This is a genomic window from Microcoleus sp. PH2017_09_SFU_O_A, assembly GCF_020738625.1.
In the GTDB taxonomy this organism is placed as follows: Bacteria; Cyanobacteriota; Cyanobacteriia; order Cyanobacteriales; family Microcoleaceae; genus Microcoleus.
The window spans coordinates 1-13,236 of the sequence record NZ_JAEQCF010000018.1 but is presented as its reverse complement, the minus strand read 5'-3'; the positions used below and the strand labels follow the sequence as shown (position 1 = coordinate 13,236).

Annotated in this window: 9 protein-coding genes; 5 read left to right on the top strand and 4 right to left on the bottom strand. The window is 48.0% G+C overall.

The genetic code is table 11. The features are described 5' to 3' along the window. Positions 1 to 177: 177 nt before the first annotated feature. The 3 genes from JGK16_RS09510 to JGK16_RS09500 form a co-directional block, all read right to left on the bottom strand. Positions 178 to 2,487: a DNA phosphorothioation-associated putative methyltransferase gene (locus JGK16_RS09510; protein WP_293202999.1), complete on the bottom strand. Its 2,310-nt coding sequence runs from the start codon at positions 2,485 to 2,487 to the stop codon at positions 178 to 180. Positions 2,488 to 2,719: 232 nt separating this feature from the next. Next, positions 2,720 to 6,160 (bottom strand): response regulator, encoded by a 3,441-nt coding sequence (locus tag JGK16_RS09505; protein ID WP_293190375.1) that lies wholly within the window; start codon positions 6,158 to 6,160, stop codon positions 2,720 to 2,722. A 228-nt stretch (positions 6,161 to 6,388) separates the two neighbouring features. Then, on the bottom strand, positions 6,389 to 6,820 hold the full coding sequence (locus JGK16_RS09500) for a response regulator (RefSeq protein WP_293186494.1): 432 nt from the start codon (positions 6,818 to 6,820) through the stop codon (positions 6,389 to 6,391). Between the two features lie 226 nt (positions 6,821 to 7,046). Between JGK16_RS09500 and JGK16_RS09495 the strand changes: the two genes are divergently transcribed. The 3 genes from JGK16_RS09495 to JGK16_RS09485 all read left to right on the top strand — a co-directional run bounded on the left by JGK16_RS09495 (position 7,047) and on the right by JGK16_RS09485 (position 11,192). Next, positions 7,047 to 7,193 carry a hypothetical protein gene (locus JGK16_RS09495; protein WP_293202997.1) on the top strand — a complete coding sequence of 49 codons (147 nt, stop codon included), beginning with the start codon at positions 7,047 to 7,049 and terminating at the stop codon, positions 7,191 to 7,193. Positions 7,194 to 7,408: 215 nt separating this feature from the next. Then, positions 7,409 to 8,137, top strand: coding sequence for a phosphoribosylaminoimidazolesuccinocarboxamide synthase (gene purC, locus JGK16_RS09490; RefSeq protein ID WP_293186504.1), 729 nt, complete (start codon positions 7,409 to 7,411; stop codon positions 8,135 to 8,137). Between the two features lie 589 nt (positions 8,138 to 8,726). Then, complete coding sequence (locus JGK16_RS09485; protein ID WP_293186496.1) at positions 8,727 to 11,192, top strand: BamA/TamA family outer membrane protein; 2,466 nt, start codon at positions 8,727 to 8,729, stop codon at positions 11,190 to 11,192. Between the two features lie 32 nt (positions 11,193 to 11,224). Here the strand turns inward: JGK16_RS09485 and JGK16_RS09480 are convergent, their stop codons facing one another. Continuing rightward, entirely contained in the window at positions 11,225 to 11,419 is a 195-nt protein-coding gene (locus JGK16_RS09480; protein ID WP_293186498.1) for a hypothetical protein, read from the bottom strand. On the opposite strand from JGK16_RS09480, the gene lpxC reads away from it, so the two are divergent. Both lpxC and fabZ read left to right on the top strand, forming a co-directional pair. Further along, positions 11,418 to 12,275 carry a UDP-3-O-acyl-N-acetylglucosamine deacetylase gene (gene lpxC, locus JGK16_RS09475; RefSeq protein WP_293186500.1) on the top strand — a complete coding sequence of 286 codons (858 nt, stop codon included), beginning with the start codon at positions 11,418 to 11,420 and terminating at the stop codon, positions 12,273 to 12,275. The genes JGK16_RS09480 and lpxC overlap by 2 nt on opposite strands. Before the next feature lie 253 nt (positions 12,276 to 12,528). Then, positions 12,529 to 13,050 carry a 3-hydroxyacyl-ACP dehydratase FabZ gene (fabZ, locus tag JGK16_RS09470; protein WP_293186502.1) on the top strand — a complete coding sequence of 174 codons (522 nt, stop codon included), beginning with the start codon at positions 12,529 to 12,531 and terminating at the stop codon, positions 13,048 to 13,050. The last annotated feature ends 186 nt before the right edge of the window (positions 13,051 to 13,236 follow it).

Here is a 13,236-nt window from a genome sequence, read left to right as displayed (position 1 = left end):
TCTCTGCACCGATGTCATATCAATTCCGGTTGCACCGATGTCATATCAATTCCGGTTACACCGGAATGATAAGAGGAGACGGCTTGGCCTTAGTCCCTACCGTGATTAATTGTAGGGACTAAGGCCAAGCCGTCTCCTCATTTCGACTAAAATCATACTCCGTTTCCATGACTATTCCTATTCCTCTCCCTCTTCTTTTCCATCCTCTGTGCTCTCTGTGTCCTCTGCGGTTCCTTCACTCTTTCCCGCATTAACCTCAATCTTTTGCTGATGACGTTCCGACGCAGTTGTTTGCAGCATTTTCAATTTTTCTGGGTCGGAATCCGATCGCCAAAACAAGCGATGACCCTTGATTTTGACGCAACTTTCCTCCAAACAGTTCAGCAATTCCCGCTCCTTAAATCCACCGGACTTATCAAAAATTCCCAACTTTTCCTCTTGGCGACTGAGCTTCGCAAACTTCTGATAATGCGGATAACTAGATGATACAAAAGCTTCTTTTTTAACTAAAATTGGCGGATTAGACAAATTAGAATAGTCTTGATAGCCGACAGAAAGACCGCGCAAATTGATGTGCATGGAAGTGTGAAGAACTGGATGTGGATCGGTATCAAAATCGGGATAAAATAAATAGGAAATTTTCGGTTTATTAGCATAAAATTTGATGATTGTCGCGCCGTCAAGTCTGCCGATTGTCCGGTTGGCACAGCCTTCGTAGAGTCGCAATAAAGGGTCTAGTTCTTCTAATGCAGAGACGTGAACCGAAAGGGAACCGTGTTGTTTGTAGCCGATCGCACTATCCTCGCAACAGTCCGCCACAATATCCGGTTTGCTCAGGCTATATAGCATTAAATCTGCCAAAGTGCAAGCCCTGTGATAACTGTCAAACAAACCCTTGATGTCATTGCGGATTTGAGCCGGAAGCCGCCGCATCGGAGGGCGATCGCCTAAACCGTTGAGAGCGAGATATACTAGCAAATCCTGGCGGCGCTTGTCGGCGATAGTCTCCCAATCATCCGCATCCGTTGCTTGCAAAATCACCCGCCAAGCGCGGTTAAAACTGTGAAATTCTTCCTTGATTGGCGCTTCTTCGGCTAATTCGCCCTTCACCGGGAGGCGGCCGCGATCGCTCACAAACGCCATCAAAGGAGCCAGCATTTCCTCGTAATCCTCAAAGCGCTTGACTTGCGATCGCACTCTGGGAGTCGATAAGCGCGATCGAAACCGAGAAGCCCGAAAACCCTCACCCTCCGCCGCATCCCGAAACACAAAATAGATCCCCAAAGCCACAGGAATCGCATCAACATTCAAAACTTGATCGATATAAACCTTCAACTCTTCCTGCTCGTAATACTTCTGAAAAGTATTGCGAGAAGTGATCACCCCATCCCCGTAAGCAATTTGACCTCTATCGCCATCATCAATCAAAACCTGAGCCGCCACCACCAATAAATTCTTAGTTAATTCCCAAGCATTTAGCAAAGATTCTCGGCGTTCCGCCAAAGATTCAATCACATTAATTACATAACCAATATTCACAATATCCGCACCAATTTGCGGAGTATCCGGCTGATAGTATGGGTCCCAACCCGCAGCAACATAACCCTCTTGGGCAATATATTTAACATCGCCACCGTAGCCACAGCCGTAATCAAAAAAAGTCATTCCATCAACAAACAAATCAGATTCCAAAACTAGACGCACAGGTTTAGAAATAGAGTTGCGTACCATCGCAGCTTTGTGCCGCTCAATCTTGGGAATTGATAACTCGCTATTCTCCTGTTTCAAACGCTCGACAACAGCATGATCGTGGATTTCAACACCGCAATATCCCAAATATTTAAGCCAACCATCGCGAGTGCCGATCGCGCTTGTATTGTCCAGCAGTCCCCATCCTTCCTCGCAGCGAGTCAGTCGAGCAAACTTCTCGTAATTGGGATAATCCGGTGTCACAAAAGTTTCTTTGCGGTGCAAAACCGGGGGATTTTCACTGTTGCTGTAATCGAAATATTTAATTTCCGCTGTTTCCAGATTAATTTGGATGCTGGTTTGTAAAGCAGGGTGAGCGTCTGTATCGAAATCGGGGTAAAAAAGATAAGATATTTTAGGTTGATTGAGGGAAAACTTAACTAAAGTTGCTTCATCAATATTTTCGAGATGGCGTCTGGCACAATTTTCGTAAATTACCAAGACAGGATTGAGTGCTGACAATGCCGAAACGTGAACGTAAAAAGCCGTTGGTAATTTTTTGCCTATTTTGCTTTCCCGACAGCACCGAGCTATTTTGGCCACCAGACTATCAACAGAAAATTCATTGATTTCTTCGGGCGCACATGGCACAGCATTTACATAACTTTCCCCAGCAAGAGGATTGTTTTCATGTAATAAAACTTCCCGAGCAAAAGCCATCAAAGGCGTTAGAATTTCTCCATTATTTTCTAATGGTTCGCTATGTGAAACAGGGTTTGTATCGGTATCGTAAGTCATAGGTTAACTCATCGATTTTTTCTTAAAGACTGGGCGGTTGAAACCGCGTCTATACAGACAAAACCCGGATGGTGCGCGGGTTGAAGATAATTAGACCGTGCGGTTAAAATTACCTTGTTTTCTTGAGTCAGCCGAGGTGTTCGGCGAGCGAAGTCGAGTCGCGGACATCGTTTGTTTGGCGTGCGATTTTAATCGCCGACTATAATTGCCGACGTATCTAACAACTTAAATATTAACCAAACATTCGAGTTTCCACAAACTCTTGAACTCTGGCTAAATGACTGGACAAACTCGCTAATATGCTTTCAACCCTCTCAATAGTTGACAATCCCGAAGCTGGCGGTTGAGATTGAAAGCCTCGCGCCTGATGCTCCAATTGTGCTGCTAAATCCGACATCTGAGCAACTCCCACATTTGCAGAAGTTCCCTTGAGACGGTGAGCTTGATATTCCACAGTTGACCAATCTTTAGCTTCTGCGGCTATTTTGGCAGCAGCCACATCAGCTTGTGCATTTCCCACAAATGCTTGCAAGAGTCGCTCGGGCAATTTGACATTAACCTGTCCGAGTTGCTGCAATCTGCTTTGGTCGAACAGTCCGTCGCAGTCTGCGTGTTCCCAAGCTTGCAGTTCGTGAAGCGAAGCTATCCCGCAGGGAATCGCCCTTGGTGCCGGCACAGCCACAGGCATTGCTGCTTCCAAAACTTCTGGATAATTTGTTTCTAATTGAGGATTTTGTACCAAATTAATACTTTTAACTCCATACTTATTTTTAAACTCAACATTTTGGGATTCATATTTTTTCAGCGCCACGGCCAAAGTATCTAAATCTACAGGTTTGCTGAGATAATCATCCATCCCCGCCGCCAGACACTTTTCTCGTTCTCCCGGCATAGCGTGAGCCGTTAAAGCAATCACAAAAGTATGCCGATCGCCCTTTTCTCGCTCCCTTAACTTTTTTGTCGTTTCATAACCGTCAAGTATTGGCATTTGACAGTCCATCAACACCAAATTATAGCTTTTTTGTGCCAGCAAGTCTAGCGCTTCTTGACCGTTGGAGGCGCAGTCAGCATGATAGCCTAAAGCTGTCAACTGTTCGACAATAACTTGTTGATTGATCGGGTGGTCTTCCGCCAGCAATATTCTCAGAGATGAGGGTGAATTGGAAGTAACATATCGAGAATTAACTCCTAGCAATTTGCAAGTATTAGCAGCCTCCAAGCTGTCAAAGTCTCCCGTTCCCTTAACCGATGCCAGCAAAGCTTCAAGCAAGCGGGAAGGCCGCACCGGCTCGATTAAATAGCCGCTAAAACCATGACAGCAAAGTGCTTCAGCTTTTCGCTGTTCCCGCAAAGCAGTCATGGCGATTAACGAGGCAAATGTCGAGGTCGATCGCACTTTCCGGGCAAATTCCTCAGCATCCAAATCCGGCATTTGCAAGTCCACCAGCACCGCATCGCAGCTTTTTTCGCCTTCCTCTGAATGCCCAGAAATGCTACTATTGGCATTTTTCAACCAAGTCAAAGCAGCAGCAGCGCTTTCTGCTTCGTAGCAGCGGGCGCCCCACCTTTGAGCGAGCGATCGCACCGCCGCCCTCTTCAAAGCGCTTCCCGAGACTACTAACAGCTTCTTAAGAGCAAGTTCGGCAGTCTGAGGCTCAACTTGCAACTGTTTTTCCAAAGGTACAGCAAACCAAAATGTCGAACCGTTGCCGAGAAAACTGCGAATCCCAATGGCACCTCCCATCATTTCGACTAACTGCTTGCAAATAGCCAAACCCAAACCCGTCCCGCCGTAAGCCCTAGTTGGAGAAGCGTCTACCTGAGAAAAAGATTGGAACAGTTTTGTCTGCCCTTCCGGCGAAATTCCAATGCCAGTATCGCGCACCGAAAATAGCAAATTTTCTCCTTGTCTGCCGTCTGCAAATCGGTTGCTCCGTTTCACCGTCACGTGAACTAAGACTTGGCCGCGATCGGTAAATTTGATCGCATTTACCGTCAAATTGAGCAATATTTGCTTCAACCTGCCCGAGTCGCCCACCAACTTTTTAGGCACCGCACTGTCAATTAAAAAATCCAATTCAAGACTTTTTTCCTCAGCCAAAGGTGCCACCATTTCTATCACCGATTCCAGGCAGCTATCCAAATCAAAATCTGCCTTTTCCAGCCGCATTTCTCCGGCTTCTATCTTAGAAAAATCGAGGATATCATTAATCACGCTCAGCAAATGTTCGGCACTGCGGAAAATAGTCTGAGCCGACTCCCGCTGTTTTGGTTCCAGAGGAGCGCGCAGCAGCAATTGAGCCATGCCCAAAACGCCATTCATCGGAGTGCGAATTTCGTGACTCATGTTCGCCAAAAACTGCGACTTTACCCGGCTCGCTTCTAGGGCAGTTTCCCGCGCTTCCACCAACTCATTAATCTTGTCGGCTACCATTACCATTCCCCCCACTTGGCCGTCGGGATTGTACCAAGGGTGAGCTGCCCAGCGCAGGTATATAACAGAGCCGTCTGCTCGTTCCCAAGCATCTTCGCTCACAGAAACTACCTCACCCTTTAACACTTCTTGATACATCATTTTCCAGCGGTTTGGCGTATCTGGAAACAATTCGTAATGACTGAGATTTGTCAGGGACTGCCACTCAAAATTAAATTGAGTCAGCCATTGGTGAGAGTTAGCTAAATAGCGCATTTGGGTATCGAACATCGCCATTGCTACCGGCACGCAGGTAATAATTTGTTTCAGTTGCTGCCGTTCTCTTTCTAGCGCGTCTTCGGCTTGTTTGCGATCGGTAATATCGCTAATCATGCCGGCCATCCGCAGCGCTTTTCCTTGGGAATTTCGCTGGGCTTTGCCCTGGGAAGTGCAGTAGCGGTAAGCTCCTGAGGAGTGCAGCAGCCGGAATTCTACATTGTAGTTGATCGCTTGTTCTAGATGAGCTGCGATCGCCCGGACGATGCCGTCCTTGTCATCGGGGTGCAGGCGGCTGTAGAGAGCATCCATCGTGCTGCCAAATTGCTCTCGCGGCAAACCGATAATTTCCAAAAGGCGATCGTTCCAATAAACCTCATTTTTACTTAAATCCCAATCCCAAATTCCGTCATTTACACCCTCTAAAACTAACCTGTACCTTTCCTCGCTTTCCTTAAGTTGTTGACTGGCATGAAACGCCTGAGATTCGGCGCGGTAAACGCGAAGGGCATTCTGCAAACTGCGCGACAAACTCTCAGCAGACATCTTGCCTTTAGCGATATAATCAGAAGCTCCCGCCTTCATCAATTCCACAGCAATTTGTTCGTCGCCTTGCCCGGTAAGTACAATTAACGGAACTTTCAGCCCAGATTCCCGTACATTTTTTACCAAACTCAGTCCGTCTCCGTCTGGCAAGCGGTAGTCTAGGAATACGCAGTCAAATTTGCAGTCAAATATCTGATTTAATAGCAGCGAATTGTCTGTTTCCTCAACCTCGCTTAACTTTTGAGATTTATCTGGATGCGAGAGTTTCGCCGCTGCTATACTAGAACTTTTCCTCACCAATAATTTTGCCAGAGCATCGGCGCAGTCTTCGGCTTCAGTAACTTCTACCGAAACCCGAGCAGACTTGAGCGAGCGTTTGACCGCCATGCGATCGACTTCATCGTCATCAACTATCAGAATTTTGATAAGTTTGTCCATAACAACCGAATTGTGAATTAATCTGAAAAAAACTGCGGCATCCCAAAAGTATCTAAAACAAAGGTATAGCCTTTCTCAGAAAGATTCGCGGACGATTGGGCATAGGGCATAGGGCATAGGGCATAGGGCATAGGGCACGCAGGCATACCTCACTTTTTTGAGAACCGCTATACCGCTCCCAAAATCACAACAGCCATCTTGAAATTTTGCTGTTCTCTTTTCTATGGCTTAGGGAATTTCGCTCAGCATCCAGTATTTGTTGAGGGTAGCCATAACTTCCACAAAGTTAGAAAAAGTGACGGGCTTAAGAATATAACCAGCTACATTCAAATTATAAGCTTCTACCTTGTCTCTATCTTCATTAGAAGTTGTCAGGACTATCACTGGAATCGACTTCAATTTTTCATCCAGCCGCAATTCTCGCAAGAACTCGATCCCGTTCATTCTCGGCATATTCAAGTCTAGCAAAATTAACCGGCGCGCTTGAGGCATTGCAGGCTCTGTTTTGCTTTCTTGGCGCAATATATGCAGAGCTTCTAATCCGTTTGCAGCCAAGTAGAGGGGGTTAACAATGTTATTTTTTTTGAACGCTCGCCGGACGTTCATCACATCCACCTCATCATCTTCTACCAAGAGGATATGAATTTTTTTGTCTTCCATAAATCAGCCATTTTACAGATGTTTTTTAAGCGCCAGTCTGTATGGTGAGCTTCATTCAGCACCGATCGCGAACCCAGCAGGTCTAATCTCTATTGTGCTTTGTCAAGAATCATTTATGCCTGGGCCGATCGCAGTATATATCTGGAGGCTTCCACAGTTGACAGTTGACAGTTGACAGTTGACCCCCAGAGAGCGACCTCTACGCAGAAGTCCGAGGATTGAAGTAATGAATAGTCTGATTTTAATTTCTCCCTACAAGGGTTCCGGCTTTAATCCAATTCTTTCTGGTAACAATACTTCGGACAGTTTTAGATCTAGTCGAGCCTCCGAAACCCTTACTGACCATATGCTGGACTATTTTTTCAATGTTTAAGTTCAGCCCTAAGTTTCAGAAAATGCGTAAAAATGGCAGGGCTTACTCGCTCTCGGCTTACACGGCCGTTAAAAAACTGTCCGAAGTATTGTGGTAAGTAAGCTCTAAACCTATACACGATCGGGCATTCCCTATCTAAAATCTCACATCTAAAATGGTATAATTTGCGATCGAGCTACGGTAAAATCTCAAACTCATCTATATTATTAATCGCCATGTCAGCCGATCGCAAACTCTACGAAGGCAAAGCCAAAATCCTGTACTCCACCGAAGACAGCGAAATCTTGCTGACCCACTTCAAAGACGACGCCACAGCCTTTAACGCCCAAAAACGCGGCAGCATCGCCGGCAAAGGCGAAATTAACTGCGCCATATCCGCCCACCTGTTTCGGATGCTAGAAGCCAAAGGCATTCCCACCCACTTCATCGACACGCCCGCCCCCAACCAAATGCGAGTCTGCCGCGTCGGCATCTTGCCCTTAGAAGTCGTCGTCAGAAACATTGCCGCCGGTAGTCTTTGCAAACAAACGGGAATCGCCCTCGGTACAATTATCAATCCGCCGCTGGTGGAATTTTATTACAAAAACGACGATCTGGGAGACCCGCTGCTAACCCGCGGCAGATTGCAGTTAATGCAGCTAGCTACCCCCGAACAAGTAAAGCAACTGTCGATCGCCGCCCGTGAAATTAACGAAATACTCAAAGAATTTTTTACCCTGTGCGGCATCACCCTGGTAGACTTCAAACTGGAATTTGGTATCGACCAACATCAAAATCTGATCCTCGCCGACGAAATCAGTCCCGACACTTGTCGCCTCTGGGACAACGCAGAAACTGACCCCGACGCGCGCGTGATGGACAAAGACAGATTCCGCCGCGACTTGGGCTCGGTAGAAAGCGCTTACCAGCAAGTTCTCCAGCGGGTTCTAGCTCAGAAAGTATAGAGGCTTGAAATGCGCTAGAATTGCACAGTTTGTACCCCTTCTGCCTTTAATGTCAGCAATCAGCCGTGAACAGTCATCAATTAAGTAAGTAGTAGTTCCGAATTAATTACACGAAATTTCGACTGAAACTCTTGCCTAGTAAGGAGTCTTTATGTAATTATTTTTGTGTGGTTATTTAGCGGTCAGTCGATTTTAAATTTTAGATTTACTTCACAAATGAATCTGGGAGGTTGAACTCTTAGTCTAAAATTTGGGGAACACTACGACAGCCCAGCGGGGGATAGATAAACAGTTGACAGTTGACAGTTGACAGTTGACAGTTAACTAATGACTCATGACTAATGCTGTTCGCGAGACCTCTTGCAAAAATCGGAAAACACCCTGAAATCATCTGCGTTTATCTGTGTTTATCTGTCTGACATCTGCGGTTGAAGGATCGCTCAAAGACTTATGGAAGAGGTCTAATGACTAATGACTAATGCCCAATGCCCAATGACTAATGACTGATGACTAATGACTAATGACTAATGACTAATGACTGATGACTAAATAATGTCGTGTGTGCGATCGCCCAAAAGAGTGAACAAAAATGCGTTTATCTGCTGTATTGGTGGCAGTTTTTACTGTCTCAGCAACCTTCGGATTATCAAATTCGGCAAGTGGTCAAACATCCTACTCTGAATCAACAGAGGAAGCTTTGGCTGCCGTTCCTTCCGCCCCGTCGATCGAATTACCCGATCGCCCCGTTCCAGAATTAACCGAAAATTCTCCTCAAAACCGCACAGCCGCTAACAGCAGCCCAGCGGCAGCCCTAAAAATAGCGGCGGCCCCTCGCAGAGGAGAAGACGATCGCGAACCCCCAAACCGAGTCACAGACCCAGTAACCCCGGTTTCGCCCGCACAGGTGCAACTCCAACCGGAGATTGCATCCAATCCCGTCGCCTCTAGCAGCCAAAATGCCCTGCCAGAGGCACAAGTGGCTAGCCCGCTCCCCCCCTCGGAGACGGGTGTTTCGCCCACCTGGGTTGCCGTAGAGCCTCGGAAACAGGACGAATCAGGGGCGATCGTCCAAGACCTCCAAGTTTCTCCTAAACCAGCCCAGGATGAATCAGGGGCGATCGTCCAAAACGCCCAAATTCCCCCCAGACCGGCCCCGGCTAGACCGGCCCCGACCAGACCGGCCCCGACCAGACCGCCGGCTAACACCCTTCCGACATTGCCCTCGGGCCCAGGAACACCGCAGCCCAGACCAGCCCCCGCACCAGCCGGGGCAGCAGAACCGCAAGTGCTAGTTGCCGAAGTTACCGTTACCGGGGCAACCGGAGACCTGGCAAGCGAGATTTACCGAGTCATCAGCACCCAACCGGGACGCACGACCAACCGCAGCCAACTGCAACAAGACATCAACGCCATTTTTGCCACCGGCTTTTTCAGAAACGTGCGTGCAGTCCCGGAAGACACCCCCTTAGGCGTTCGGGTGAGTTTTATCGTGCAGCCAAATCCGGTGCTGCGGGGAGTGACAATCACCGGTCAGCAAGTGCTGCCCCAAAGCGTAATTGACGATAGCTTCCGCGATCAGTACGGCAAAATTCTCAACCTCCGCCGCTTTGAGGAGGGAGTGAAAAAAATTAATGCCTGGTATCAAGAAAACGGCTATGTTTTGGGCCAAATTACTGATGCGCCACAAGTAGCAGACGACGGCACTGTCACCTTGGTAGTGGCAGAAGGCCAGATCGAATCCGTTGATGTCCGCTTCCTGAACAAGGAGGGAGAGGCAACGGATGCGACCGGTCAGACGATCGGAGGTAACACCCGCCGCTATGTCATTACCCGCGAAGTACAACTCAAGCCGGGAGACATCTTTAACCGCACCAAGGCGGAAAGAGATTTGAGGCGAGTGTTTGGTTTGGGGATTTTTGAAGACGTGCGGCTTGCTTTGGAACCGGGAACGACTGACCCCCGCAAGGCAAGGGTAATTGTCAACGTCATTGAGAAAAATACTGGTTCTCTGGCTGCGGGTGCGGGTTTGAGTTCCGCGACGGGTTTGTTCGGTACGGTGAGTTACCAGCAGCAAAACTTGAACGGTAGGAACCAAAAATTGGGGGCTGAAGTACAAATCGGGGAACGCCAAACCCTGTTTGACTTGAGTTTTACCGATCCCTGGATTGCGGGCGATCCTTACCGAACTTCTTTCACGGCTAATATTTTTAGAAGGCGATCGATCAGCGTGATTTTTGACGGCGGCGAGAGGGAAGTCAGATTGGCAAATGACGATCGACCCCGCATCGTCCGCACCGGTGGCGGCATCAATTTTACCCGTCCCTTGTCGCGCGATCCTTTTGCAGATTCTGAGTGGACAGCTTCACTCGGTTTGCAATACCAGCGAGTCTCAATTACCGATCGCAAAGGCCGGCGCGAATCCGAGGATGCACTCGGCAACCAGCTAAGTTTTAGCAACTCTGGTTCCGATGACTTGACAACCATTCAAGCAGGTGCTGTGCGCGATCGGCGCAACGACCCACTCCGCCCCACCAGCGGTTCCCTGCTCAGATTTGGCATGGAACAATCAATTCCTGTAGGTTCCGGCAGCATCCTGCTCAACCGCCTGCGTGCCAGCTACAGCTTTTATCTACCAGTCAAGTACACAAACTTTACCCCCGGCCCCCAAACCCTGGCATTTAGCTTCAAAGCCGGCACCGTATTCGGAGATTTGCCTCCCTACGAAGCCTTTGCCTTAGGTGGTGCCAACTCTGTGCGCGGATACAACGAAGGCGAAATCGGAGCCGGCCGCAGCTTCCTAGAAGGCAGCGTGGAGTACCGTTTCCCGATTATTTCGTTTATCGGCGGAGCGCTATTTTTGGATGCAGGCACCGACTTGGGCACGGGCAAAGATGTCCCCGGCGACCCGGCTGGTGTTCGCAGAAAGCCCGGTAGCGGTTACGGTTACGGCCTCGGCGTGCGGATTCAATCTCCTTTAGGCCCGATCCGGATCGATTACGGTATCAACGACGGCGGGGACAATCAAATTCACTTTGGGATTGGCGAGCGATTCTAATTGAAGAGTCATTAGTCAGTAGTCATTAGTCATTAGTTAGGGGTAATGGGTAATTGGTAATTGGTAATTGGTAATTGGGGAAAAGGTAATTGGGGAAAAGGTAATTGGTAATCGCTAATTACTGATTCTCCCTCTCTCCCCCTCTTCCTTCTTCCCTCTTCCTTCTTCCCTCTTCCTTCTTCCCTCTTCCTTCTTCCTTCTTCCTTCTTCCTTCTTCCTTCTTCCATGACTCAAAGTACCTTAAAATCTAAATTTGAAGTGTCGGGAATTGGTTTGCACAGCGGCGAACAAACTCGCGTCCGAGTCTTGCCCGCTGCGGTTGGAGAAGGCCGCTATTTTGTCAGAATTGACTTGCCCGGTGCTCCGATAATTCCGGCAACAATTGAGGCGGTTTGTCAGACTGCACTTTCTACTGAATTGGCTGGTGCGACAGGTGATCAAATTCGCACTGTAGAGCATCTATTAGGCGCTTTGGTGGGGATGGGAACGGATAATGCTCGAATTGAGGTTGATGGGCCAGAAGTACCGCTGCTGGACGGTTCGGCTCTGGTTTGGGTAGAGGCGATCGCCCATAGTGGCCTAATTCCTCAAGAATCGCAGGAAGAGCCAAATCCCTCATTCGTCCTGACTGAGCCGATTTGGGTGCGTCACGGGGATGCTTTTGTCGCCGCCTTACCGTCGGATCGAACTCGGTTTAGTTACGGAATTGATTTTGAGGAACAGGCGATCGGCAATCAATGGTACAGTTGGTCGCCAGAGGTAGAAAGTTTTGCCAGCGCGATCGCCCCAGCCCGAACTTTTGGACTTGCCCGCCAAGTTGAACAATTGCGACAAGCAGGTTTGATCAAAGGTGGTACCCTAGAGAACGCCCTAGTTTGCGATCGATCCGGCTGGCTCAACCCGCCCTTGAGATTTGCCAACGAACCAGTGCGGCATAAAATCTTAGACTTAGTAGGCGACCTCAGCCTGCTGGGAACTTTGCCAAAAGCTCATTACTTGGCTTACAAAGCCAGTCACAACCTCCACGTCCAACTTGCCAAAGCCCTGAACTCCCAAGCTTCAGCCGTGCTGGAGACAAGTTAGAAAAGGTTCCAGGCTATATACAGTTATAGTTTGCAGTTACAATTCACAACCAAAGACGCGATCCCTTGCGTTTATGTAGCAACGGCCAAGGCGCTTAGAACATTCTTAATTGCTGAAACCATTGCAGTGAATCTGTTCTCTTGCGGCGATAACTAAAGCCTTCCATCTTCCATCTTCCATCTTCCATCTTCCTTCTTCCATCTTCCTTCTTCCATCTTCCTTCTTTCATACCACACTCAAAAGTCTTCAAGCAATGTCCACGCTGACTGAAGTTAACACCCTCAATACTGCTAATTCCGAATCCGTTTCCACAGAAAACGGTGAGAATTCTCCAGCGGTTAAATCTACTTTTACTCTCGAAGAAATCCAGAAAATATTGCCTCACCGCTATCCTTTTGCACTCGTAGACAGGATTGTTGATTACGTGCCGGGAGTGCGGGCTGTAGGAATTAAAAATGTGACTTTCAACGAACCACATTTTCAAGGGCATTTTCCCGGAAGACCGATTATGCCGGGTGTCTTAATTGTCGAAGCGATGGCTCAAGTTGGCGGTATGGTTCTCGGTCAGTTACCGGACATTGAGCAAGGATTGTGGATGTTTACCGGCATTGATAAAGTCAAATTCCGCCGTCAGGTTGTACCGGGCGATCGGTTGCTGATGACTGTAGAATTGCTCTGGGTAAAACGCCGCCGCTTCGGAAAAATGCAGGCGATTGCAGAAGTGGACGGGCAAAAAGTTTGTGAAGGAGAATTGACGTTTTCGATGGTAGATTAAATTGTTATTGGTTATTGGTTATTGGTTATTGGTTATTAGTTGTTGAGGAATTTTTATTTGTTCCTGATGACAACTGAAAACTGACAATTGACCAAAGAGCGAGACGCAAGCCCCTGGCTTTAGACATGGGGATAAGTCGGTAGCGGTTTCAACCGCCTTCTGTATTTAACAAAGCTTAATAAAGAA